Genomic DNA, 23,214 nt, shown 5'->3' with positions numbered 1-23,214 from the left:
GCGGTGCTACCTGGCCTCTCGGGTGGCGAGCTGTTCGTCGAAGGAGGCGACGCCGAACGCCTGCGGGACGGGCTGGCCCGCCAGATAGAGGCGTTCGGCGACGCGGCGCGGGAGCGGGAAGTGGCGGAACTCGCCGTGGACACGCCCGTCGGCGGCCATCGGGCGGGGGTCGAAGCGGGCGACGGTGGCGAGCCGGTAGGGGTCGCGGCCGTGGCTGTCGAGCAGGGCGATCTCGGTGACCCGGCGGGAGCCGTCGGCGTGCCGGGTGAGCTGGACCAGGACGTCGACGGCCGAGTTGATCTGGTCGTGCAGCGCCTCGAACGGGATCTTGATCTCGGACATGGAGGCGAGCGTCTGGAGGCGCATCAGGGCGTCCTCGGCGCTGTTGGCGTGGACGGTGGCCAGCGAGCCGTCGTGGCCGGTGGACATCGCCTGGAGCATGTCGAGGGACTCCCCGCCGCGCACCTCGCCGACGACGATCCGGTCGGGCCGCATGCGCAGCGAGTTGCGGACCAGGTCGCGGATGGAGACATGGCCCTTGCCCTCGACGTTGGCGGGCCGGGCCTCCAGCCGGATCACATGGGCCTGCTGGAGCTGGAGTTCGGCGGAGTCCTCGATGGTGATGATCCGCTCGTGCTCGGGGATGAGCCCGGACAGCGCGTTGAGCAGGGTCGTCTTGCCGGTGCCGGTGGCGCCGGAGACGATGACGTTGAACTTCGCCTGGATCAGTCCGGCGAGCAGCATCAGCATCGACTGGTCGAGCGAGCCGAAGGCGATCAGCTCGGAGAGCGTGAAGGAGCGCGGGAAGCGGCGGATGGTGAGGGTGGCGCCGGTCAGCGAGAGCGGCGGGATGATCACGTTGACGCGCTCGCCGGACGGCAGCCGGGCGTCGACCATCGGGTTGGACTCGTCGACGCGGCGGTTGACCGTCGACACGATCCGCTCGATCGTCTGCATCAGCTGCTCGTGCGAGGCGAACCGCATCGGCAGCCGTTCGACCCGCCCGGCGCGCTCCACGTAGATCTGGTCGGGGCCGTTGACCATGATCTCGGTGACGGACGCGTCCTCCAGGAGCGGTTCCAGGACGCCCAGGCCCAGGGCCTCGTCGACGACCCGGCGGATCAGCTGGGCCCGCTCGCCGGTGGACAGGACCGGGCCCTCGCGGCTGAGGATGTGGCCGAGGACGCGTTCGAGCCGCGCCCGGCGCTCGGCGGCGGCGAGCGAGGACATCTCGGCGAGGTCGATCTCCTCCAGGAGCTTGCCCCGGTAGGCGGCGACGAGGTGCGCGTCTCCCTCGCCGCCCCGGTTCTCCTCGGGGGCGGTGATACGGGCCCGCAGGCTCATGGGGCGTGCCTCCTCGGTCAGTTGCTCTCGTCGCAGGGCATGGTGGCGCTTCTGTGGACCGGGCCGAAGGCATCGACGCCGGGGAAGACGGAGGGGATGGTCACGGTGACGGTGACCGTCACCACGTCCCCGGGGCAGCCGCCGGTCCCCCCGATGGTGCTGCGCTGGGCCACCCAGGCGCTGACCGCCGCCCGGCCCGCCTGTTCGGCCCCGTCCGCCCGCTCCCGCTGGGCGGCGGTACGGGCGGCGGCGCGGGCGGCCGTGCCCGCCTGCTGGGCGGCGTACGCGGCGAGCCCCAGCTGGACGCCCGCGAGCGCGACGAGCAGCAGCAGGGGCAGGAAGCCCAGGTACTCGACGGCGGCGGAGCCCCGGTCACGGGCCGCGCGCGAGGGGCGCCTCACGGCTCGTCCTCGCGGGCCGCCCCGGCGTGCCCGTGCACGGTGGTGAGCGGAACGGTGAACGCGCCGGGGAAGAGCACCGGCACCCGTACGCCGACGGTGGCCGTGAAGACGTCCTGTCCGCCGCCGCCGCACTCCTGCGCGGACACCTCCCAGCCGTCCGGCGCCGCCGCCCGCACGGCCGCCGCGCACGCCGCCGCGCCGCCGTCCCGGGCCGCGCCCGCGCGGGCGCCCTCGTCCGCCGCGTGCCCGGCGACGGTGAACGCGTATCCGGTCAGGACCAGTTGCCAGATCGCGGCGAGGGTCACCAGGATGATCGGGACCATGCCGGTGAACTCGACCACGATCTGGCCCCGGTCCCGGTCGGCCGCTGTCCGTATGCCCCTCATCCGTGCCCCCGGCGCCGCAGGACGAGGGTGCCCCGGCCGCTCTTCTCCGGCGCGGGGCCGACGCCCTTGACCAGGCCCAGTTCGCCCGCGAGCGTCCACAGGGCCTGCTTGACGGTGGACTTGGCGTCCAGGTCGTGCAGCCGGCCCGCGTCGACGACGGCCTGGAGCTCCTTGAAGGCCGCCGGGACCGAGGTGCGGGTGGCGCGGGTGCCGGTGACCTTCTGGACCAGCGGGGGCTGGATCTCGGTGGCGCGGGTGTGCCGGTTGACCACGGTGGTGGTCTCCTCGGCCTTGCGGATCTGGAGGCGGTCCCACATCCGGACGATCCGCTTGGCGGCCCGGACCGACACCACGTCCGGGGTGGTGATCAGCAGGGCGGTGTCGGCCATCTCCACGGCGGCGGCGTTGGCGGCGTTCATCTGGGTGCCGCAGTCGGCGATCACCACCTCGTAGCGGTGGCGCAGGGCGGAGAGGATCTGGCGGGCGGCGCGGTCGGTGACCTCCTCGGCGCGTTCGCCGTCGCCCGGGGCGAGCAGCAGGCCGACGCCGGTGGAGTGGCTGAACAGCGCGTCCTGGAGGACCCGGGGCGAGATGTCGGTGATGGCGGCGAGGTCGGCGACGGAGCGGCGGAACTGGACGTCGAGGTAGGAGGCCACGTCACCGGCCTGGAGGTCCATGTCGACCAGTGCGGTGGTGCGGCCCGAGGCGCGGGCCGCGAGGGCGAGGTGGATCGCGGTGACGGTGGCGCCGACGCCGCCCTTGGCGCCGGTGACCGTGACGAGCGTGCCACCGGGGCCGCCGGCGGCCTCGCCCCCGCCGCCGAGGTGGCGGCGGACGCCGATGGACCACTGGGCGGCGGCCTGGACCCGGCTGACCAGCTCCTCGTAGTGCAGCGGCAGGGTGACCAGGCCGCGCGCCCCGGAGTCCATGGCGGCGGCGAACAGGCCCGGCCCCGCGTCCGAGGTGATCAGGACGACGCCGACGGCGGGGAAGCGCAGCGCCACCTCGCGCACCAGGTCCAGGGCGGGCACCGGCCCGATGCGCTCGTGGACGAGGACGACCTCGGGCAGTTCGTCCAGGGAGTCCCCGGCGAGCCGGGCCAGGGTGTCCAGGAGCTGGGTGGAGTCCGCGACGGGCGCGGCGGGTTCGGCGTCGGGCAGCTGGCTGAGCAGGGTGGTGACGGACCGGGCGGCGTCGGCGTCCTGGACGGCCGGGAGGATCCTGGTGGTCATCCGAACCTCACTGGTCCTTTTCGAGGCGGTACGTACGGTCGCCGGGCGGCACCGTGGAGTCGCCGCCGGGCGCGACGAGCGCGAGCCGTACGTGCTGGGCGAAGGACTCCGCGTACGCGACGCGCTGGGCGTCGAGGGTGCCGAGCGCGAAGGTGATCGGGACCGCCTCGGTGGTCTTGTTGCGGTCGTCGCGGCCCGGGTCGAGGGGGGTGAGTCTGCCGACGTCGAGGACCCGGGCGCCGGAGACGATGATCTTCGACTGGGGGGTGTCGCCCTGCTTGGCGGCGGCGAAGGTGGCGAAGATGTTGACGGAGGAGCCGCGCTGGATCTTGCCCGCGACGCCGGTGGACGCGTCGATCATGATGGCGATCTCCTGCTCGCCGGGGCGCAGTGCGGGGCGCTCGGCGATCATGTCGGACTGGAGCAGCGAGCCGGACCGGAGCGCGGAGACGGCGACCTTGCCGCGGATCGCGGAGAGGTCGGTGACGGCGTTGCGGGAGAGCCACCGCTTCGGCATGGTCGTCCGGCTGAACTGATCGGCGCTCAGGGCCGTGTTGGCCGCGATGTTCTGCTTCACCCGGTACGCCGTCACCTCGGGGCCGACCTTGGAGTCGGCGTCGTGGATCACCGAGAGGACCCCGGCGAAGGCCCCGGCGGCACACAGGACCGAGACCAGCAGAAGGATGACGCCGCGGCGCTGACGGGAGTTCATTGACCGTACGACCTCGTTCGATGACGTGGGACTGGGCGGACGGGCCACCGGGCGGGCTGCGCGGCGGCTAGTGGTACGTGCCTCCCGCGGGCAGCCGGTGCTCGGGGGCGGGGACGGGGGAGGCGCAGAACCCGCAGCGGTCGCCGATCAGTTCCATGCCGCACCACCGGCACGACTCCCGTCGTACGGATGCCACGAGCTGGTAGAGCACGGACAGATCGGAGAGGTACGCGGCGAACTCGGTGAGCTTGGACGTACCCCACCACTCCGGCGAGTACCCCGGGAGCGGGGCTTCGAGCACGGAGCCGACCTGCCAGGCGGCGGCGAGATGTGCGGTGACCCACTCGGAGGGCGCCGCCGCCCCGGCCACCAGCAGCCGGCAGGCGTAGTCGGGGCCCTCCAGTTCGCCCGCGCCGATCCTGACGAGCTGCGGCTCCGGGTGGGCGACGACCGCGAACTGGCTGCCGGGGAGCCAGGACTTGGCGTGGGTCTTGAGGTCGACCGGGACGCGGTCGAGGCGGGTGACGGAGTTCAGCACGGCGCCCGCGTGCACGTAGTGCGCGAGGAGCCGGGCCGAGGAGGCGAGCACGCCGGGGCTGAAGTCGCACACCGACAGCTGGCACAGCTGGCGCGCGAGCACGGCCAGGCCGAGCGGCGGCAGCGGCGATCCGACCAGCGCGATCCGGTCGCTCTCCAGGATCGAGCGGACGGTGTGCAGCCGCCGCTCGTGGGCGGGCGCGAGCGACCGCGGGTAGAGCACGACCAGATGACCGTGCAGATCGAGCAGCCGGTGCGCGTGGGCGAGCGCGTCGTCGAGCGGCTGGATCGTGGGGGACGAGAGGACCGCGGGCGGCGGCGTGAGCGGATCCGCCGCGGGCAGCACCAGGTCCGGGCTGGTGACGGCTATCGCGGTTGGCACATCAAGTCCCCGTTCCCTCGGCCCGTGGTGGGCCCCCTCAGCCGTATGTGATCACCGCACTACCCCCCTGAAGCAGCACTGTATCCACGAGATAGCTGCGCGTGAACAGTCTTCTCGTTTCTGTGATGCCACGAGGGCCGCCAGAGGTCTTGACAACCGGATTGGTCTGGACCAGCTTGTACGCACAGCGCGCGCTCCCCTCCCCACCGCCCTCCCCACTCCCCCACCGGAGGCAGCAAGTGAAACGAGCAAGCGGCAGAGTCGGCCTGGCCGTTGCCGCCGCAGGCGCCCTGTCCATAGCCGGGCTCAGCGGCACCGCCCACGCGGCGGACGTCAACAACGCCCGCAACGCGGGCTTCGAGTCGGGGCTGACGGGCTGGAGCTGTACGGCCGGCAGCGGGTCCGTCGTCTCCTCGCCCGTGCACGGCGGAGCCGCCGCCCTCAAGGCGAGCCCGTCCGGCTCCGACACGGGCCAGTGCGTCCAGAGCGTCGCCGTGAAGCCCAACTCCACCTACACGCTGAGCTCCTGGGTGCAGGGCTCGTACGTGTACCTGGGCGCCTCCGGCACCGGCACCGGCGATGTCTCCACCTGGACGCCCGGCACCGGCGGCGGCTGGAACCAGCTGTCGACCACGTTCAGGACCGGGGCCTCCACCACCTCCGTGCAGATCTACACCCACGGCTGGTACGGCCAGAGCGCCTACTACGCCGACGACGTCTCCGTCTTCGGCCCGGACGGCGGCGGGGGCGGCGACCCGGCCCCGACGGTCCCGGCCGCCCCGGCCGGTCTGGCGGTCGGCTCGGTGAGCTCCTCCTCCGTGGACCTGTCCTGGGGCGCGGTCTCGGGCGCGACCGGCTACAACGTCTACCGCGACGGCGCCAAGGTGCAGTCGGTGAGCGGCGCCTCGGCGACCGTGACCGGGCTGAGCGCGTCGACCTCGTACCAGTTCCAGGTGACCGCGACCAACGCCGCCGGGGAGTCCGCCAAGTCGGCGGCGGTGACCGCGAAGACCTCCGCCACCGGCAACCCGGGCGGCGGGACCGTGCCCCGGCACGCGGTGACCGGGTACTGGCAGAACTTCAACAACGGCGCGACCGTGCAGAAGATCAGCGACGTGCCCGCGAACTACGACATCATCGCGGTCTCCTTCGCGGACGCCACCGGCACGCCGGGCGGGGTGACCTTCAACCTCGACACCAACGGCCTCGGCGGCTACACCGTCGACCAGTTCAAGGCGGACATCGCCGCCAAACACGCGGCCGGCAAATCGGTGATCATCTCCATCGGCGGCCAGAACGGCACGGTGTCGGTCAACGACTCGGCATCGGCGGCCAACTTCGCCGACTCCGTCTACGCGCTGATGCGGACGTACGGCTTCGACGGCGTCGACATCGACCTGGAGAACGGCCTCAACTCGACCTATATGACACAGGCGCTGCGCTCACTGGCGTCGAAGGCGGGCAGCAAGCTCGTCATCACGATGGCGCCGCAGACCATCGACATGCAGTCCACGTCGGGCGAGTACTTCAAGACGGCGCTCAACATCAAGGACATCCTCACCGTCGTCAACATGCAGTACTACAACAGCGGTTCGATGCTGGGCTGCGACGGCAAGGTCTACTCGCAGGGCACGGTCGACTTCCTGACCGCGCTCGCCTGCATCCAGCTCCAGGGCGGTCTCGACCCGTCCCAGGTCGGTCTCGGCCTGCCCGCCTCCACGAGCGGCGCGGGCAGCGGCTACGTCTCCCCGTCGGTGGTGAACGCGGCCCTGGACTGCCTGACCGCCGGCACCGGCTGCGGCTCCTTCAAGCCCCCGCGGACCTGGCCGGGCCTGCGCGGCGCGATGACCTGGTCGACCAACTGGGACGCGAAGTCGGGCAACGCCTGGTCGAACGCGGTGGGACCGCACGTCCACGCACTGCCGTAGCGGCACCTCTCCCCGCGCCCCGGAAGGGGGCGCGGGGAGACGTGTGTCACGGCTTGGGCAGGGTGCAGCCCGGGCGGCTCAGGTCGACCCTGTTGCCGGTGCCTATGCAGGGGACGATGATGTACGTCTCCTGGGCGTAGTTGATCTTGTAGTGGACGGTGACGTTGCCGTTCTGGTCCACCTCGCACGGGTTGTTCTCGGTGCAGCGCTGGCCGTCCTCGTTGCCGGTGTTGTTCACCGCGACCACCTTGCCGGTGGCGGTGTCGATGACCGGGGAGCCCGAGGTGCCGCCGATGGTCTGGCAGGCGGAGGTGTAGCGGACCGAGTCCTTCCAGGTCCAGTCGCCCTCCTTGAGGCGGTAGACGAACCCGTCGATGTTGCAGCTGTAGGTCCGCTTCCAGTAACCCGAGACCACCTTGATGGCGGTGCCCGCGACCGGGTGCTGGTCGTTGAGGGTGAGCGCGCCGATCCCGTACTGGCTCTGGATCTGCGCGTACGTCTTGCTCAGCTGGTAGACGGTGATGTCGGTGTCGGTCATCGTCGCGTAGCTGACCTTGGTGGCCCGCAGCGTGCCGACCTTGCTGCCCGAGCCGTTGAGCAGCGAGAAGCTGCGCGAGGAGGGCTGGTCGGTGATGACCTCGCCGGCGGCCGGGAAGCCGGTCTCCAGGCAGTGGCCGTTCGAGAGGATGAGAGCGGGGTCGTTCGGCTGGGAGCTCGGGGTGCGGATGAGCGACCCGGAACAGTTGCTGAGCGCGACCGTTCCGGCGAAGTCGACCGCCTTGACCGCCGCCTTGGCGCCGCTGTGGGTGTGCGGCGCCGCGACGACCGGTGCCGCGCCGGCTCCGACGAGCAGCAGCGCCAGCACCGTGCCGACGAGAGGCTTCTTCATGTGGGGGTTCCCCTCTGAAGGGTTTCAGGAGTGGGTTCCTGAAATTGTCATGAGCATTGTTGGGCGGGCCAACCCCCGGGGGCAACCGTCGGGTTCGGGCCAGTCGGACGGGCCGTAGACCCGAAGGCCCGTACGCCCGTGGCCCCGATGGCCCGTACGGCCGTACGGGCCATCGGAACCGGCCGGAGGGTTGGATCCCCGGCGCGGCCGAGCACCATGCACTCCATGGAGCCGCGCCGAAAGGACCTTGACGGGATATCGCCCACCCGGACCGGGTGAGGAACGGCGCACCTTGACGCTGACATGCCATGCCCAGAAGCTCAGGGTGCGACGCACCACCACAGCAACGTCGACATGAACACCCCCACCTCTGGATCCCCAGGAGCATTCATGCGACTTCGTACGCGTACGCGCGCCACCCGCGCGCCGCGCGGCGGTGCCAGACGTTCGGCGGGTCTCGCGGCCCTCCTGGCGATGGCGCTGGCCGCCCCGCTGACCTCCCACGCCACCGCGTCCCCGGCGCCCTCCCCGCGCGAACGCGCCGACGTGGCCGCCGACGAGGCCACCGTCCAGTACGAGATCCACGGCCCCGCCACCCCCGCCGCGCGCACCGCCATCGCGGCCACCGGGGTCTCCATCGACGAGGTGCACGAGCACACCGTCGTGGTCAGCGCCGACGCCGGGCAGGCGCGGAACCTGCGCGCGCTCGGCTACACGCTCAAGGCGCTGCCCGGACCGCCCGACCGCTCGGGCGGCCTCAAGGCGACGCCCTTCGACTTCCCGCCGGCGGACTCCAACTACCACAACTACGCCGAGATGACGGCGGAGATCGACCAGCGGCTGGCCCAGTACCCCTCGATCATGAGCAAGCGCGTGATCGGCAAGTCCTACCAGGGCCGGGACATCGTCGCGATCAAGGTGAGCGACAACGTGGCCACCGACGAGAACGAGCCCGAGGTCCTGTTCACCTTCCACCAGCACGCCCGTGAGCACCTGACGGTGGAGATGGCGCTGTATCTGCTGCGGGAGTTCGGCGCGGGGTACGGCCAGGACCCGCGGATCACCAACATGGTGAACAACCGGGAGATCTGGATCGTGCCGGACCTCAACCCGGACGGCGGGGAGTACGACATCGCCACCGGCTCGTACCGCAGCTGGCGCAAGAACCGCCAGCCCAACTCCGGTTCCTCGTCCGTCGGTACGGACCTGAACCGCAACTGGAACTACAAGTGGGGCTGCTGCGGCGGCTCCTCGGGCAGCAAGGGCTCCGAGACCTACCGCGGCTCGGCCGCCGAGTCCGCGCCCGAGGTGAAGGTCGTCGCCGACTTCGCCCGCAGCCGGGTGGTGGGCGGCAAGCAGCAGATCAAGGCCGGGATCGACTTCCACACCTACAGCGAGCTGGTGCTGTGGCCGTTCGGCTACACGTACAACGACACGGCGACGGGGCTGACGAAGGACGACCACGACGCGTACGCGGCGGTGGGCGGGAAGATGGCGGCGTCCAACGGGTACACGCCGGAGCAGTCGAGCGACCTGTACATCACCGACGGGACGATAGACGACTACCTCTGGGGCACCCAGAAGATCTTCGACTTCACCTTCGAGATGTATCCGGGGGAGTCGGGGGCGGGGGGCGGGTTCTATCCGCCGGACGAGGTGATCGAGCGGGAGACTTCTCGGAACCGGGACGCGGTGTTGCAGTTGCTGGAGAACGCGGACTGCATGTACCGGTCCATTGGGAAGGAGTCGCAGTACTGCGCGGGTTCGTGACCGGGTGATCGGCCCCCACCCCGCCCCTTCCCCAAACCCTCCGGGGGCGGGGCGGGGGCGGGGCAGGTTTTCCGGGGGCAACGCCCCCGGGCCCCCGCTGCGCCTTCACCTGCGAGCCGGCGGGGGCTGATCGCGCAGTTCCCCGCGCCCCTGAAAGGCGGGCCTACGGCCACGCCCCCGCTCCTCAAACGCCGGAGCGGCTGAACCACCCCCGCCCGAGGATCCGGGATACAGCACCCCCAACCCCCAAGGGGCGCGGGGAACTGCGCGACCAGCCCACCACGACCCGCAGACAAACACCGGGCCGACAGGGGGCGCGGGGAACTGCGCGGGCAACCCACCACGGCCCGCGGACGAGCGCCCGGCCAAATAGGGGGCGCGGGGGCTATATCGCCACGCTCAGGGCCGCCGCCACCCCGAACCCCGCCACAGACAGCACACTCTCCAGCACCGTCCACGACCGCAACGTGTCCCGCTCGCTGATCCCGAAGTACTTCGCCACCATCCAGAACCCCCCGTCGTTCACATGCGACGCGAAGATCGACCCCGCCGAGATCGCCATGATCACCAGCGCCAGGTGCGCCTGGGAGTACCCGCCGCCCTCCACCAGCGGCACCACGATCCCGGCCGTCGTCACGATCGCCACCGTCGCCGAGCCCTGGGCCACCCTCAGGGCCACCGAGATCAGCCACGCCAGGACGATCACCGGGAGGCCCACGTCGTGGAAGGTCCTGGCGAGTGCGTCCGCGATGCCGGACGCCTTCAGGACCGCGCCGAAGACCCCGCCCGCGCCCACCACCAGCAGAATGTTCCCCACCGGCTTCAGCGAGGCCGTGGAGACCCGCTCCAGGGAGGTCCGGGACCAGCCCCTCCGTATCCCCAGCAGGTAGTACGCCAGCACCAGCGCGATCGTCAGCGCCACGAACGGGTGGCCGAAGAACTCGATCACCGAGCGCGTACGGGAGGGGTCCAGCGCGATCGACGAGAACGTGGCCGCCAGGATCAGGATCAGCGGCGTGCCGATCACGGCCAGGACCGTGGACAGCGGCACCGGCTTCTCCCGCGACGCGGGCGGCAGCCCCGCCGCCGCCCGTTCCGCTTCCACCGCCGCCCGCGCCTCCCGCGCCGCCTCCACCATGTCCTGCGGCACCTCGACGAAGATCCGCTTGCCGATCCACGCGGCGTACACCCAGGCCGCCGCCACCGACGGCAGACCCACGAGCGCGCCCATCAGGATCACCCAGCCGAGCGAGACGTGGAAGAGGCCGGCCGCCGCGACCGGGCCGGGGTGCGGGGGCAGGAAGGCGTGGGTCATCGACAGGCCCGCCAGCAGCGGCATGCAGTAGAGGAGGATCGACTTCCCGGAGCGTTTCGCCGCCGCGTACACGATCGGGGCGAGGACGAAGATGCCCACGTCGAAGAAGACCGGGATGCCGAAGACCAGGCCGGTCAGACCCATGGCCAGGGGGGCGCGTTCCTCTCCGAAGAGCGCCAGCAGCCGCGCGCTCAACACCTCGGCGCCGCCGCTGACTTCGAGGATCGCGCCCAGCATCGTCCCGAGCCCGATGATGATCGCGACATGGCCGAGGATGCCGCCCATGCCCGCCTCGACCGTGGAGACGGCGGCGGACTTCTGGACCGTACCGAAGAGCTCGGTCACCGACAGGCCGGCGCCCAGGCCCACGGCTATGGAGACCGCCAGGAGCGCCACGAACGGCTGGAGTCTGATCTTGATGATGAGGTAGAGCAGCAGCGCTATGCCCAGGACCGCGACCGTCAGCAGGCCCGTGGTGCCGCCTATCAGCGGGAGGATGCCGCCGGTGTGCGGCGGGGGCGGCGGGGGTGGTGTGGTGGCGAGCGGGAACGACATACGGCGGCTCCGGGTTTCGGCAGGGCTGTTCCGGGGTGCGGGGGACCGCGGGGCGGCGCCCCGGCGGTCCGGGGCGCCGCCCCGTGCGGCCTGTTCTGCGGTCGTGCCAAGCGCATACGGCGGTCAGTCGTCCAGGACCGCCAGCGCGTCGATCTCGATGAGCAGCCCGGGGGGCAGGCCCACGTACACCGTCGTACGGGCCGAGGCGGGAGCCTTCAGGCCCTGCTCCTCGAAGTACGCGTTGTAGATCTCGTTCATCTCGGCGAAGTGGCCGACATCCGTGAGGTAGACGCGCATCATCATCACGTCGTCCCAGGTGGCGCCGCCCTCCTCCAGGACCGACTTGACGTTGGCGAAGGTCTGGAGGGTCTGCTCGCGCAGGGTGGGACCGGCGACGACGGGTGCCCGGCCGTCGGCCGCCGGCAGGAATCCGACCTGTCCGGCGACCTGGAGGATGTTGCCCTTGCGCACTCCGTGCGAGAACTTCGCGGGCGGGGCGGCGTGGGTGGCGGGGATCAGGGCGACCTTCTCGGGCCCGTTGCTCTTCCCGGTCATGAACTGCCTTCCTTCTCGGGGACGGTGCCGGAGTACTCCCGGCTGACGGCGTCCGCGGTGCGGCGCACCAGCGGGAGCAGGCCGAGGAGTTCCTCGGCGGTGACGACGACGTTCGGCGCGGAGACGGACATCGCGGCCACCACGCGGCCGTCCGTGCCGGTCACGGGCGCGGCCACGCAGTTGATGGACTCCTCGTGGCCGCCGAGGTCGGTGGCCCACCCCTGTTCGCGTACGGCCGCGAGCTCCTTCAGGAACGCGTGGGCGTTGGGTGTCGAACGGGAGGTGTACAGGGGGTAGTCGAGCCGGTCGGCCACCGTCCGGCGTTCGGCCTCGGGCAGGTCGGCGAGGAGCAGCTTGGCGACGGCGGCGACGGTGATGGCGACGGGCTTGCCGATGCGCGAGTACATACGGACGGGGTAGCGGCTCTCCACCTTGTCGATGTAGAGCACCTCGCCGTCCTCGTACACCGCGAGGTGGACGGTGTGCCCGATGCGCTCGTTGAGCGCGACGAGATGGGGGTGGGCGATCTCCCGTACGTCGAGGTTCTCGACGGCCTCCTGGGCGAGCGCGAACAGGCGGGCGCCGAGGCGGTAGCGCTGGTCCTCCTGGCGGTAGACGAGGCCGTGCTCGTGCAGGGTGCGCAGCAGCCGCAGGGCGGTCGACTTGTGCACCCCGAGCCGCTCGGCGACCTGGCCGAGGTCGGCGGGGCCCCGTGCCAGCAGCGGCAGGATGCTCAGCGCCCGGTCGACGGTCTGGCTCATGGCGTCCGTACCTCCCTTTCCTCCCCCGTCCAGCCGGGGCCGAGTCGAAGTCTCCCCCAGGCGTCGTCGTCCAGGGCGGCGAGCCGGTCGGCGTGGGCGCGGGCGGGCGGGGCCGTGTGGTCGCCGGGCACGGTGAGCACGGCGGCGGCCATGAGGTGCCCGTGCCGCGCCCGCTCCCGTACGGGCAGGCCGCGCAGGGTGCCGTGGAGGAACCCGGCGGCGAAGGCGTCCCCGGCGCCGGTGGGGGCGACTACGTCCACGCGGGGTGCGGGGACGACTGTGCCGTCGGGCTGCGGACCGTGCTGGGCTGAGCGCGCAGTTCCCCGCGCCCCCAGGCTGCCAGGGGCGCGCGGAACTGCGCGAGCGGCCCCGGACGGCCCGCGCCCGACCGACAACCGCCGGAGGCTTTCGGGAAGGGGCGGGGCGGGGGATTCGAACACAGTCACCCCCAGGGCGCCCCGCTTGACCACCACCACCCCCACCTCCGGCAGAGCCGCCCGTACCGCCGACGCCCCCCGCACCCCCCACGCCTCCTCCGCCTCGTCCTCCCCCACGAACACCACGTCCGCCCCGCGCGCCAGCTCCAGCGACACCCGCGGGTCGGTCCCGCGCCGCCACAGCCCGGCCCGGTGGTTGACGTCGAACGACACGAGCGGACGCCCGGGGCGGCGCGCCAGCAACGTCCGCATCAGCTCCAGGCAGTCGTCCGACAGCGCGGCGGTGATGCCGGACAGATGCAGCACCCGCCCGGACCACACCGGACCCCACGGCACGTTCGCCACGGACATCGCGGAGGCGGCCGACCCGGCCCGGTAGTACACGACCTCGTGCGCGCCGTGCGAGCGGTCGTCGGCGGTGCGGAAGTACACACCGGTCGGCCGTCCGGGGTCCCGGCGCACCCCGGACGTGTCCACCCCGTACGCGCCGACCGCCGAGACGAGGTGGTCCCCGAAACCGTCCGCGCCCACCCGGCTGACCCACTTCACCGTGTGCCCGGCGCCCGCGAGCGCGCAGGCGACATTGGACTCGGCGCCTCCGACACCCCGTTCGAAGGAGGGGACGTCGGCGAGGCGCCCCGGCCGGCCGGGCAGGAACGCGACCATGGACTCCCCGAGACAGACGGCATCCACGTCCACTCGTCGGCGCTCCCTTCACCATTGACCCGGCGTTGGCCCGGATGTTAGACAGCGGTAAGCGAGATACGCAACGGACGTTGCACATGATGCAACGACTATCGCGGCAGCGAACACGGAGGCTTCCATGGGGTTCCTGGCAGGACTGGCCGAAGAGCGCGTCGACCACCGCTTCAAGGGGCTGCCCCCGGACGCCGAGGGGCTGACCGTCGGTGAGCTGGCGGCCCAGCGCCGGAACCTGTTCACGGACGGCTTCACCACCCCCGTCCTCGCCCTCTCCGCCGAGCGCCTGGAGCACAACCTGGCGCTGATGGAGACGTACGCGACCCGGCACGGCCTCGCCTTCGCCCCGCACGGCAAGACCTCCATGGCCCCCGAGCTCTTCGCCCGCCAGCTCGACCACGGGGCCTGGGGCATCACCCTGGCCGTGCCCCACCAGGTGCGTGTGGCACGCGCGTTCGGCGTCGAGCGGATCTTCCTCGGCAACGAGCTGGTGGACGCGGCGGCCCTGAAGTGGATCGCCGCCGAGCTGGCGCGGGACGCCGCCTTCCGGTTCATCTGCTACGTGGACTCGGTGCGCGGGGTCGAGCTGATGGACGCGGCGCTCACCGGGACGGCCCGGCCGGTGGACGTGGTGGTCGAGCTGGGCGCGGGCGAGGGCGCCCGCACCGGCGCCCGTACCGAGGCCGACTGCACGGCCGTCGCCGACGCCGTGGCCGCCACCCGCACCCTGCGCCTGGTGGGTGTGGCGGGGTACGAGGCCGAGGTACCGGGCGCCACCCCGGAGCGTGTCACGGCCTGGCTGCGCAGACTGACCGCGCTGGCCGCGGAGTTCGACAAGGCGGGCCGTTTCTCGGGGACGGGGCTCGACGAGATCGTCATCAGCGCGGGCGGCAGCGCCTGGTTCGACGCGGTGGCGGAGGTCTTCGCGGAAATCCCCGAACTCTCCCTTCCCGTACTGAAGTTGCTGCGCTCGGGGGCGTACGTCAGCCACGACGACGGCCAGTACCGCCGCGTCACGCCCTTCAACCGCGTCCCCGAGGAGGGCGCCCTGCACCCCGCCTTCCGCCTGTGGGCCCAGGTCGTCTCACGGCCCGGCCCCGGCCAGGCGTTCGTGAACGCGGGCAAGCGGGACGCGGCGCACGACCTCGACCTGCCCGAGGCGCAGGTGGTGCGCGGGGCGGACGGGACCGAGCGCCCGGCGACCGGTATCGAGGTCACCGCCCTGTCCGACCAGCACGCCTGGCTGCGCACCGACCCGGGCGTGGAGCTGGAGGTCGGCGACTGGGTGGGCCTCGGCCTCTCCCACCCGTGCACCAGCTTCGACAAATGGCCGCTGATCCCGCTGGTGGAGGCGGACGGGACGGTCGTCGACTACATCCGCACCTACTTCTGAGGCCCTGATGGACCTCGTCATTCGGGATGCCCGGGTGGTCGACGGCAGCGGCGGGCCCTCGTTCCGCGCCGACGTCGGCCTCCGGGACGGACGGATCGCGGCGCTGCGCCGCGGCGGCGGCGGCCCCCGGCTCTCCGGAACCCGCGTCCTGGACGCCGAAGGGCTGGCCCTGGCCCCCGGCTTCATCGACATGCACGCCCACTCCGACCTGGCCCTGCTGCGCGACCCGGACCACAGCGCCAAGGCCGCGCAGGGCGTCACGCTCGAAGTCCTCGGCCAGGACGGACTCTCGTACGCACCTGTCGACGACCGCACCCTCGCCGAGGTCCGTACGGCCATCGCGGGCTGGAACGGCGGCGCGCCCGGGGACACGGACCTCGCCTTCGACTGGCGCACGGTCGGTGAGTACCTGGACCGCCTCGACCACGGCTTCGACGGCGAGGGCATCGCCGTCAACGCCGCCTACCTGGTCCCGCAGGGCACGGTCCGGATGTACGCGATGGGGTGGGAGGACCGGGCGGCCACGCCCCGCGAGCTGGAGCGGATGCGGCGGCTGGTGGCCGAGGGCCTGGAGCAGGGCGCGGTCGGCCTGTCCTCCGGCCTCACCTACACACCCGGCATGTACGCGCCGGACGCCGAACTGACCGCGCTGTGCGAGGTGGTGGCCCGGTACGGCGGCTACTACTGCCCCCACCACCGCTCCTACGGCGCGGGCGCCCTGCGCGCGTACGAGGAGATGGTGGAGCTGACCCGGGCGGCGGGCTGCGCGCTCCATCTGGCGCACGCCACGATGAACTTCGGCGTGAACGAGGGCCGCGCCCCCGAGCTCCTGGCCCTGCTCGACCGGGCGCTCGCCACCGGCTCCGACATCACGCTGGACACCTATCCGTACACCCCGGGCTGTACGACGCTCGCCGCGATGCTGCCGAGCTGGGCGGGCGCGGGCGGGCCCGAGGCGGTGCTCGCGCGGCTGCGGGACGGGGCGACGGCCGAGCGGATCCGCCACGACCTGGAGGTGGTCGGGGCGGACGGCTGCCACGGGGTGCCCATCGACTGGGAGACGATCGAGATCTCGGGCGTGGGCGACCCGGCCCTCGCGCCGTTCGTGGGCAGGACGGTCGCCCGGTCCGCGCGCGAGCGCGGCGAGACACCGTGGACGACCGCCCGCCGGCTGCTGATCGACGACCGCCTCGGCCCGACGATCCTCCAGCACGTGGGCCACGAGGAGAACGTCCGGGCGATCATGCGCCACCGCGTCCACACCGGCGGCAGCGACGGCATCCTCCAGGGCGCGAAGCCGCATCCGCGCGCCTACGGCACCTTCCCGCACTACCTGGGCCACTACGCCCGTGACCTGGGCATCCTCTCGCTGGAGGAGATGGTCGCCCATCTGACCTCGCGCCCGGCGGCCCGGCTGCGGCTCACCGACCGGGGCCTGGTCCGGGAGGGCTACCGCGCCGACCTCGTCCTGTTCGACCCGGACACGGTCGCGGCGGGCGCCACCTTCGAGCGGCCCAGGACGCTGCCCACCGGCATTCCGTACGTCCTGATCGACGGACGGTTCGTCATCGAGGACGGGCGGCGCACGGACGTACTGGCGGGGCGCGCGATCCGCAGGACGCCGGTCACAGCCCCCTCTCGATGACAGCTCGAACCAGCTGGTCTCACCGATCCCGCACAGCCGGGAGCAGGTAGCCGAAGACGGTGTCCGCCGGGCCGCGGTCGTCGATCTGGGCGCGGCCCGCGCGTACCGCTTCGTCGAAGTTCGCGGCGAAGTCCGGGCCGGACGCCAGGAGCCGGTCCAGGGTGTCGCGGGTCAGCACGATCGTGGCGTGCGGCTTGTCCACGCCCGGCGGCATCGTGTCGCCGCGGGTGTCGGTGTAGACGAGGACGCCGTCGCGCAGGACCGTGACGCCCGACTGGCCGGTGTTGGTGAAGGTCCACAGCAGGACGACCGGATCGCGCAGCTCGGCCGCGCTCGGACCGTCCAGCCGGGCGGCGAGGGCCGCGAAGTACTGGGCGGGGTTGGCGTGGTGCACCAGGTCGCCGACGACGGGACGGGCGCCGGGCGGGCGCGGGCCGGGGCGGAGGTCCTGGGCGGCCGTGAGATAGGCGTTGCGCAGCGGGCCGTACTCGGCGAGGTAACCCAGTTGGGTCAGCGCCAGCGCCTGGAGTGAGGTGGCGGCGTCCAGGACTGCGGGTGGGGCCGTCGTCGGGTCGCAGGCGGCGGCCACCACGTGGTCGAGGAGCTCGACGACCCGTTCGTAGCGGGGCGTCGGCGCGTCGTACTCCTCGCGGGCGGTGGCCAGCACCGCTTCGGCGCCGCCCAGGGCCACCACGTACCGCTTGGCGGTCGCGGCGGAGGCGGGGGTCGCGGCGACCGCGTCGGTGGCGGCGACGAACTCGTGGCCGAGCAGGCGCAGCCAGGTCTGGCGGGCGGCCTGGGTGGCGGTGCCGACGTATCCGGCGGCGTAGAACGGCTGGTTCGAGGGCTGGGTCTGTCGCCTGACCCAGGCGTCGCGGCGGGCGGCGAGCCGGGCGGTGACGGCCTTCCCGCCCCAGCCGGGCCACTCGTACGCCCCGGCCACGATCTCCGCGACGCCGCCGAAGGCCTTGAGGGTCTCGTCGAGGTGGCGGGCGCGTACGTCCCCGAGGCCGCCGAGCAGGCCGGGGGCGGTGAGGTAGAGGACCTTGTGGTCGGGGAGGTAGACGTTCATCTCGGCCGGGGACTGGAGACCGGCGGCGGGCTGGAGGACCATCCGTACGCCGTCGGCCTCGACCTCGCCGGAGAGCTGATGGGTGGGCGGTACGAGGGTGGGCTCGCCGGCCGAGACGGTGAGGCCCGGGCCGCTGTCGATCAGGCCGTACGGTCCGGCCTCCAGCCGGGTGCCGTAGGTGTGGTCGACCAGGCAGGCGGTGGCGAGGCCCTCCACGACGTGGCGGCGGACCGCGTCGTCGAGGAAGCCGTCGGGCGCGTACACGGCGAGGTCCTCGGGGACGGTGTCGCCGCGCTCGGCGAAGAGACCGCGGGAGCCGCCGAAGTGGTCGACGCAGCTGGCGGTGTAGACGAGGGCCTTCACCGGGCGGCGGTCTTCGGTGGTCTCGCGGTAGAGGCGGAGGGCGTACCGGGCGGTCTCGTAGGAGCCGAGGGGGTCGATGACGACGAGTCCGGTACGGCCCTCGACGATCGTCATGTTGGCGAGGTCGTAGCCGCGGATCTGGTGGACGCCGCCGCGGCCGTGGTCCGGGCGGGTGACCAGGTAGAGGCCGGCCATGGCGTTCATGCGGCCCTGGCGCCATACGCGCGCGTTGACGGAGGGCGGTATGTCGGTGTCCTCGTCGCGCAGGAAGTCGAACCGGGCGAAGTCCCAGGCGGTTCCCCCGTCCCGGGCCGGGATCGCGGCCACGTCCGGGCGGGCGATGAGCCCCTGCGAGGCGTTGCGGAAGTCGGAGACGTCGGAGGGGACGCCGTGCGCCCCCGCGGGGCGGTTGCTCCGGACGACGTACGGGGTCGGTTCGACGGGCCGGCGCTGCGCGGCGGGGTGGGGCCGGGCGCCGGGGTGGTGCTGCGCGCCGTTGCTGCCGTTGGTCATGGGCTGCCTCCTCGGGGCGTCGCGGGGCGGGAACGTAACGCTGCGGGGAGGGGGGCTGAAAGGGGGCGAGGGGGTGGGTGGCTGAGAAGTGGGCCGGCCCGGTGGTCGTCTGCGGGCCGGTGGCGGGTTGCTCGCGCCGTTCCCCGCGCCCCTTCAGGGCCCGGACTTCGGCTGCGGCCGATGGGGCGCTTCAAGGGGCGCGGGAAACGGGGGCCGCGGGCGGCAGCTCGCCGTGGTGCATCTCACCCGCCGTGCCCGCGGCGGCGCAATCCAAGCCGGTACCCCGTCCCCGACCGGCGATCCCACGGCCAGGTACCCGGGACCGCATTCCGATGGAAGCCGGGCATCCGCCCGGGCACCCCCGTCCGGCCCACCCCACGGGCAAACCCCGCGCGTCCCCCGAAACGCCCCCGTAAGGTGACCGTCATGCAGGTGATCCAGTCGACCAAGCTCGCCAATGTCTGTTACGAGATCCGCGGCCCGGTTCTCGAAGAAGCCATGCGGCTGGAAGCGGCAGGTCACCGCATTCTCAAGCTCAACACCGGCAACCCCGCCGCGTTCGGCTTCGAGTGCCCGCCGGAGATCCTGGAGGACATGCTCCGCAACCTCTCCGGTGCGCACGGCTACGGGGACGCGAAGGGCCTGCTCTCGGCGCGCCGCGCGGTGATGCAGCACTACCAGACCAAGGGCATCGACCTCGACGTCGAGGACATCTACCTCGGCAACGGCGTCTCCGAGCTGATCCAGATGTCGATGCAGGCGCTGCTCGACGACGGCGACGAGGTGCTGGTCCCGGCCCCGGACTACCCGCTGTGGACCGCTTCGGTCTCGCTCGCCGGCGGCACCGCCGTGCACTACCGCTGCGACGAGCAGGCCGACTGGATGCCGGACCTCGCCGACATCGAGCGGAAGATCACCGACCGTACCAAGGCGCTGGTGATCATCAACCCGAACAACCCGACCGGCGCGGTCTACGACGACGAGATGCTGCGGGGCCTCACGGAGATCGCCCGCCGCCACAACCTGATCGTCTGCTCGGACGAGATCTACGACCGGATCCTCTACGACGGCGCCACGCACACGCCGACCGCCGTCATCGCCCCGGACCTGATGGTGCTGACCTTCAACGGTCTGTCCAAGAACTACCGGGTGGCCGGTTACCGCTCCGGCTGGATGGCGGTCTGCGGCCCGAAGGCCCACGCCTCCTCCTACATCGAGGGCCTCACGATCCTCGCCAATATGCGGCTGTGCGCGAACATGCCGTCGCAGTACGCGGTGGCCACGGCGCTGGGCGGGCGCCAGTCGATCGAGGACCTGGTGCTGCCGGGCGGGCGGCTGCTGGAGCAGCGCGACACGGCGTACGACCTGCTCACGCGGATTCCCGGCGTGACGTGTGTGAAGCCGAAGGGCGCGCTGTACCTGTTCCCCCGGCTCGACCCGGCGGTCTACAAGGTCAAGGACGACCGCCAGATGGTCCTGGATCTGCTGCGGGCCGAGAAGATCATGGTCGTGCACGGCACCGGCTTCAACTGGCCCGAGCCCGACCACTTCCGCATCGTGACGCTTCCCTCGGCGCAGGACCTGGCGAGTGCGGTGACCCGGATCGGCAGCTTCCTGGACGGCTACAGCCAGATGTAGCCAGGTTCTGGCCCGTACTCAACTTTAGACAGAATCTAAGATAGGATGGCCTCCTGCGTCAGAAGGAGGTCATCTCATGTACGAGCCGATCCGCACGAAGTCGGTGCACAGCACGATGGCCGCCGACGCGCGCATCCCGGCCCGCTCCCGTGAGGAGGAGCTGGACATCCAGCTCGCCGGGCACCTCGCGGCGCTGCTCGCGGTCACGGACGAACTGGGACTGACCGAGGCCGGGGACGCGATCGCGTCGCAGGTCGCGCGGCTGCGGGGCGGGCATCCGCCGGTGCGGCACGCGGGTCTGAGCCGTGCGGCGGCGCCGGCCCTGCACGGGCGCGCGCACGCGCTCGCGGGGCGCGCCCTGGTGGTCGCCGCCTCGCGCGCGGACACGGCGGCGGCGATCCTGGCGGCGGAGCGTATGGACGCCCACTCGGCGGCGACCGCCGCCCTCTGATCGGCCCCGGTCCGCGCGCCGCGGAGGTCCGCGGACCGGGTGCCATGTTCCGCGTACGCGGGGTGCGGGTGAGACCCGGGCCGTCTGCGGCTGCTCGCGCCATTCCCCGCGCCCCTATAGGGCGCCCCGGAGGGGCGCATTCGAGGGGCGCGGGGAACTGCGCGACCAGCCCACCACCGAGCCGCGCAAAACGAAGCACCGTAAGTCCCCCAAGGGGCGCGGGGAACTGCGCGAGCAACCCACCGCCGGGCCGCAGACAAACCCCGGGCCCCGCAGACTCACCCCCTCGTCACCACCACCAAAATCACCAGCACCAGCACCACCAAGCCGATCAGCAGCGCCGGACTCAGGCCGGACGGGGGTGGGGGCGGAGGCGGGGGCGGGGCCCCGGGGTTGAACACGTCGTGGCCCGTCAGTGCTGCCCGGCCGCACCACGGGCACCCCGTCAGGTGCGACCCGTACGTATGGCCCGGGCGGTCCGGGCACACCCGTACCCGCCCCCGCTCCCGGTCCAGCGCCCGCAACCAGTCCTCCGCCGACGGCCGCGCCCCGGGATCGAGCACCCCGGACCCGAACGCCGCCCGGGCCAGCCCCAGCAGCTCGGGCGGCAGCACGGACGGGTCCACGGTCCCGCGCGGCACCACGACCCGCTCGGGCCGCACCACGTAACTGATGCTCGCCGCGATGTTGTCCTGGACCGTCGACTCCGGCGCGCTGTCGCGCGGCACACCCCCGAAGGGGTGGTTGCCGGCCGTGAGCAGCTGGTAGACGAGGACCGCCAGCGCGAAGTCGTCGCTGGCCCGGGTGGCGGGGCCGCCCGCCTGGCGTTCGGGCGCCGAGTAGTCGGTGGTGTGCATCAGACAGGGGAACAGCTCCCCGGTGACCGCGTCGGTGAAGGCGATGGAGTCGCAGTCCAGGAAGGTGACGAAGCCGTTCGCGTCGACCACCACGTTGCTGCTGGAGAAGTCCCCGATCACCAGCCCCTCGTGGTGCATCCGCGCCGTCATGAACGCCAGGTTCCACGCGACGCCGAGCAGGAAGCGCCAGTCGGCCCGCCCGTGGAAGAGCCGGACCCGCTGGGCGCGGGTGAACAGGCCCACCAGCTGGACGTGTTCGGGCTCCCCGAACCGCTGCATCGCGTATCCGAGGAACGCGCCCCCCGGCGCCCGCGCGGGCGCCGTCGGCCAGGCGAGCTCGGGCCGCTGGGAGCGGTCGGTGGGGCGCCCACCGAGCGGGGACATCGTGAGCATCCGGGTCAGCCGGCGCTCCTGCTCGGGTCCGGGCGGGTCCCGGTAGAGCTTCACGACGGTCCGGTCGTCGCCCTCCACGGGGTAGACGGCCGCCTGACCGCCCCCCTTCAGCGGTTCGGCGGCGAGCACCACCCGCACCCCGCCGAGCAGCACGGTCCGCCCGCCCGGACCGGCGGGCCCCCCGTCGACACTCATCCGCCCCCTCCCTCCCGCACCGCGCGCACCGCCCGCAGCAGCGTCTTGTCGTCACCGTTGAGCGCGGTCAGCCGGTCGGAGCGGAGCAGCGAGGCGAGGCGGTCGTCCTCGTCGTCCGCCACGCCCCCGTCGGTGTCGAGCGCGCGCAGCACCGACGCGGCGAAGGACTCGTTGGGCGTCGGCGGGGCGCCCCCGGACCAGGAGAGCGCGGCCTGCGCCAGACCGTCGGTGGAGAGCAGGACGCCGTCGACGCCGTCGTCCCGTACGCAGTCGGTCCACACCCGGCGGACCGCGTCCGGGGTGGTGACGAAGACCGTCTCGTTGCTGTATTCGCTCACCGCGGCGGGCTGCGGCAGCAGATGGAACTGCCGGTCGCCGCCCTCGGTCCCGGCCCGCAGCACCACGAACCCGTCCCCCACACTGCAGTGCCCCAGCCACCCGTCCGCGAGGACCACCACGGTCAGGGTGGTCGCGTGGTCCCCGGCCGCCTCGCCCGTACGGTCGAGGAAGTCGTCCACGACCCGCTGGAAGGCCTGGCGCAGCAGCCGGTGGGCGGTGGGGCCGTCCGCCACCGAGGCGGGCAGCCGGCCGAAGTGCTCCACCGCGAGGCGGACCGCGAGCCGGGAGCCCTCGCCGGAGCGCGGCCGGCTGCCCGCGCCGTCCGCGACGGCGAGGACCGTGACGGCCCCGTCCGTCGAGCACCGCCAGGCGTCCTGGCAGGGCACACCGTCCCGGCCGTGCCGGTAGCCCTCGACGCTCAGCCCGTGCACCCGCCAACTCCCGTGCGCGCG

The 23,214-nt window shown here is 72.5% G+C and carries 20 protein-coding genes; 6 read left to right on the top strand and 14 right to left on the bottom strand.

Features of this window, described 5'->3' with window-relative positions; genetic code table 11:
• Positions 1–6: 6 nt before the first annotated feature.
• The 6 genes from ACZ5ID_RS27625 to ACZ5ID_RS27600 all read right to left on the bottom strand — a co-directional run bounded on the left by ACZ5ID_RS27625 (position 7) and on the right by ACZ5ID_RS27600 (position 4,994).
• A complete protein-coding gene (locus tag ACZ5ID_RS27625; protein WP_468903120.1) occupies positions 7–1,344 on the bottom strand; it encodes a CpaF family protein in 1,338 nt (445 codons plus the stop codon).
• A gap of 17 nt (positions 1,345–1,361) precedes the next feature.
• Entirely contained in the window at positions 1,362–1,745 is a 384-nt protein-coding gene (locus ACZ5ID_RS27620) for a TadE/TadG family type IV pilus assembly protein (protein ID WP_468903117.1), read from the bottom strand.
• A complete protein-coding gene (locus ACZ5ID_RS27615; RefSeq protein WP_468903115.1) occupies positions 1,742–2,131 on the bottom strand; it encodes a TadE/TadG family type IV pilus assembly protein in 390 nt (129 codons plus the stop codon). Before ACZ5ID_RS27615 ends, ACZ5ID_RS27620 begins: the two co-directional genes overlap by 4 nt.
• Positions 2,128–3,363, bottom strand: a complete 1,236-nt coding sequence (locus ACZ5ID_RS27610) for an AAA family ATPase (RefSeq protein ID WP_468903113.1) — start codon at positions 3,361–3,363, stop codon at positions 2,128–2,130. Before ACZ5ID_RS27610 ends, ACZ5ID_RS27615 begins: the two co-directional genes overlap by 4 nt.
• A gap of 7 nt (positions 3,364–3,370) precedes the next feature.
• A complete protein-coding gene (gene cpaB, locus ACZ5ID_RS27605) occupies positions 3,371–4,075 on the bottom strand; it encodes a Flp pilus assembly protein CpaB (RefSeq protein WP_406554522.1) in 705 nt (234 codons plus the stop codon).
• Positions 4,076–4,142: 67 nt separating this feature from the next.
• Positions 4,143–4,994, bottom strand: a complete 852-nt coding sequence (locus ACZ5ID_RS27600; protein ID WP_468903110.1) for a hypothetical protein — start codon at positions 4,992–4,994, stop codon at positions 4,143–4,145.
• 125 nt (positions 4,995–5,119) lie between these two features.
• Here ACZ5ID_RS27600 and ACZ5ID_RS27595 point away from each other — a divergent pair, with 125 nt between their 5' ends.
• The gene (locus ACZ5ID_RS27595; protein ID WP_468903108.1) at positions 5,120–6,922 is read left to right on the top strand and encodes a chitinase; all 1,803 of its coding nucleotides are present in this window, start codon (positions 5,120–5,122) and stop codon (positions 6,920–6,922) included.
• Positions 6,923–6,968: 46 nt separating this feature from the next.
• Here ACZ5ID_RS27595 and ACZ5ID_RS27590 read toward each other — a convergent pair whose 3' ends face one another.
• Positions 6,969–7,811 carry a S1 family peptidase gene (locus ACZ5ID_RS27590; RefSeq protein ID WP_468903106.1) on the bottom strand — a complete coding sequence of 281 codons (843 nt, stop codon included), beginning with the start codon at positions 7,809–7,811 and terminating at the stop codon, positions 6,969–6,971.
• 390 nt (positions 7,812–8,201) lie between these two features.
• On the opposite strand from ACZ5ID_RS27590, the gene ACZ5ID_RS27585 reads away from it, so the two are divergent.
• A complete protein-coding gene (locus ACZ5ID_RS27585) occupies positions 8,202–9,581 on the top strand; it encodes a M14 family metallopeptidase (protein ID WP_468903104.1) in 1,380 nt (459 codons plus the stop codon).
• 385 nt (positions 9,582–9,966) lie between these two features.
• On the opposite strand, the gene ACZ5ID_RS27580 is transcribed toward ACZ5ID_RS27585, so the two are convergent.
• The 4 genes from ACZ5ID_RS27580 to ACZ5ID_RS27565 form a co-directional block, all read right to left on the bottom strand.
• Positions 9,967–11,451, bottom strand: coding sequence for a GntP family permease (locus tag ACZ5ID_RS27580; protein ID WP_468903102.1), 1,485 nt, complete (start codon positions 11,449–11,451; stop codon positions 9,967–9,969).
• Between the two features lie 123 nt (positions 11,452–11,574).
• Positions 11,575–12,006 carry a RidA family protein gene (locus tag ACZ5ID_RS27575; protein WP_468903099.1) on the bottom strand — a complete coding sequence of 144 codons (432 nt, stop codon included), beginning with the start codon at positions 12,004–12,006 and terminating at the stop codon, positions 11,575–11,577.
• Positions 12,003–12,767: an IclR family transcriptional regulator gene (locus ACZ5ID_RS27570; protein ID WP_468903097.1), complete on the bottom strand. Its 765-nt coding sequence runs from the start codon at positions 12,765–12,767 to the stop codon at positions 12,003–12,005. The genes ACZ5ID_RS27575 and ACZ5ID_RS27570 overlap by 4 nt, the downstream gene beginning before the upstream one ends.
• The gene (locus tag ACZ5ID_RS27565; RefSeq protein ID WP_468903240.1) at positions 12,764–13,870 is read right to left on the bottom strand and encodes a sugar kinase; all 1,107 of its coding nucleotides are present in this window, start codon (positions 13,868–13,870) and stop codon (positions 12,764–12,766) included. The genes ACZ5ID_RS27570 and ACZ5ID_RS27565 overlap by 4 nt, the downstream gene beginning before the upstream one ends.
• Before the next feature lie 157 nt (positions 13,871–14,027).
• Here ACZ5ID_RS27565 and ACZ5ID_RS27560 point away from each other — a divergent pair, with 157 nt between their 5' ends.
• Together ACZ5ID_RS27560 and ACZ5ID_RS27555 are read left to right on the top strand one after the other, a co-directional pair.
• Positions 14,028–15,296, top strand: coding sequence for an amino acid deaminase (locus ACZ5ID_RS27560; RefSeq protein WP_468903095.1), 1,269 nt, complete (start codon positions 14,028–14,030; stop codon positions 15,294–15,296).
• A gap of 7 nt (positions 15,297–15,303) precedes the next feature.
• Positions 15,304–16,941: an N-acyl-D-amino-acid deacylase family protein gene (locus ACZ5ID_RS27555; protein ID WP_468903093.1), complete on the top strand. Its 1,638-nt coding sequence runs from the start codon at positions 15,304–15,306 to the stop codon at positions 16,939–16,941.
• Between the two features lie 19 nt (positions 16,942–16,960).
• Here ACZ5ID_RS27555 and ACZ5ID_RS27550 read toward each other — a convergent pair whose 3' ends face one another.
• Positions 16,961–18,889 (bottom strand): alkyl sulfatase dimerization domain-containing protein, encoded by a 1,929-nt coding sequence (locus tag ACZ5ID_RS27550; RefSeq protein WP_468903091.1) that lies wholly within the window; start codon positions 18,887–18,889, stop codon positions 16,961–16,963.
• 426 nt (positions 18,890–19,315) lie between these two features.
• Between ACZ5ID_RS27550 and ACZ5ID_RS27545 the strand changes: the two genes are divergently transcribed.
• Positions 19,316–20,527, top strand: a complete 1,212-nt coding sequence (locus ACZ5ID_RS27545; RefSeq protein ID WP_406557238.1) for a pyridoxal phosphate-dependent aminotransferase — start codon at positions 19,316–19,318, stop codon at positions 20,525–20,527.
• Positions 20,528–20,603: 76 nt separating this feature from the next.
• Complete coding sequence (locus tag ACZ5ID_RS27540; RefSeq protein WP_468903088.1) at positions 20,604–20,978, top strand: SCO4983 family protein; 375 nt, start codon at positions 20,604–20,606, stop codon at positions 20,976–20,978.
• A gap of 278 nt (positions 20,979–21,256) precedes the next feature.
• Here ACZ5ID_RS27540 and ACZ5ID_RS27535 read toward each other — a convergent pair whose 3' ends face one another.
• Positions 21,257–22,423: a hypothetical protein gene (locus ACZ5ID_RS27535; RefSeq protein WP_468903086.1), complete on the bottom strand. Its 1,167-nt coding sequence runs from the start codon at positions 22,421–22,423 to the stop codon at positions 21,257–21,259.
• Positions 22,420–23,193 carry a PP2C family serine/threonine-protein phosphatase gene (locus ACZ5ID_RS27530; RefSeq protein ID WP_468903084.1) on the bottom strand — a complete coding sequence of 258 codons (774 nt, stop codon included), beginning with the start codon at positions 23,191–23,193 and terminating at the stop codon, positions 22,420–22,422. The genes ACZ5ID_RS27535 and ACZ5ID_RS27530 overlap by 4 nt, the downstream gene beginning before the upstream one ends.
• Positions 23,194–23,214 lie beyond the last annotated feature (21 nt).

The sequence above is a fragment of the Streptomyces sp. NPDC031670 genome (assembly GCF_055580545.1).
The sequence above is the reverse complement of the archived record's forward strand: the minus strand, read 5'-3'. Positions and strand labels throughout refer to the sequence as shown.

Excerpts from the sequence above, each read along its gene's own strand:
- ACZ5ID_RS27625 (WP_468903120.1), bottom strand. The coding sequence starts at position 1,344 with ATGAGCCTGCGGGCCCGTATCACCGCCCCCGAGGAGAACCGGGGCGGC.
- ACZ5ID_RS27615 (WP_468903115.1), bottom strand. The coding sequence starts at position 2,131 with ATGAGGGGCATACGGACAGCGGCCGACCGGGACCGGGGCCAGATCGTG.
- ACZ5ID_RS27610 (WP_468903113.1), bottom strand. The coding sequence starts at position 3,363 with ATGACCACCAGGATCCTCCCGGCCGTCCAGGACGCCGACGCCGCCCGG.
- cpaB (WP_406554522.1), bottom strand. The coding sequence starts at position 4,075 with ATGAACTCCCGTCAGCGCCGCGGCGTCATCCTTCTGCTGGTCTCGGTC.
- ACZ5ID_RS27595 (WP_468903108.1), top strand. The coding sequence starts at position 5,120 with ATGCCACGAGGGCCGCCAGAGGTCTTGACAACCGGATTGGTCTGGACC.
- ACZ5ID_RS27590 (WP_468903106.1), bottom strand. The coding sequence starts at position 7,811 with ATGAAGAAGCCTCTCGTCGGCACGGTGCTGGCGCTGCTGCTCGTCGGA.
- ACZ5ID_RS27585 (WP_468903104.1), top strand. The coding sequence starts at position 8,202 with ATGCGACTTCGTACGCGTACGCGCGCCACCCGCGCGCCGCGCGGCGGT.
- ACZ5ID_RS27580 (WP_468903102.1), bottom strand. The coding sequence starts at position 11,451 with ATGTCGTTCCCGCTCGCCACCACACCACCCCCGCCGCCCCCGCCGCAC.
- ACZ5ID_RS27575 (WP_468903099.1), bottom strand. The coding sequence starts at position 12,006 with ATGACCGGGAAGAGCAACGGGCCCGAGAAGGTCGCCCTGATCCCCGCC.
- ACZ5ID_RS27570 (WP_468903097.1), bottom strand. The coding sequence starts at position 12,767 with ATGAGCCAGACCGTCGACCGGGCGCTGAGCATCCTGCCGCTGCTGGCA.
- ACZ5ID_RS27565 (WP_468903240.1), bottom strand. The coding sequence starts at position 13,870 with ATGGTCGCGTTCCTGCCCGGCCGGCCGGGGCGCCTCGCCGACGTCCCC.
- ACZ5ID_RS27560 (WP_468903095.1), top strand. The coding sequence starts at position 14,028 with ATGGGGTTCCTGGCAGGACTGGCCGAAGAGCGCGTCGACCACCGCTTC.
- ACZ5ID_RS27555 (WP_468903093.1), top strand. The coding sequence starts at position 15,304 with ATGGACCTCGTCATTCGGGATGCCCGGGTGGTCGACGGCAGCGGCGGG.
- ACZ5ID_RS27550 (WP_468903091.1), bottom strand. The coding sequence starts at position 18,889 with ATGACCAACGGCAGCAACGGCGCGCAGCACCACCCCGGCGCCCGGCCC.
- ACZ5ID_RS27545 (WP_406557238.1), top strand. The coding sequence starts at position 19,316 with ATGCAGGTGATCCAGTCGACCAAGCTCGCCAATGTCTGTTACGAGATC.
- ACZ5ID_RS27540 (WP_468903088.1), top strand. The coding sequence starts at position 20,604 with ATGTACGAGCCGATCCGCACGAAGTCGGTGCACAGCACGATGGCCGCC.
- ACZ5ID_RS27535 (WP_468903086.1), bottom strand. The coding sequence starts at position 22,423 with ATGAGTGTCGACGGGGGGCCCGCCGGTCCGGGCGGGCGGACCGTGCTG.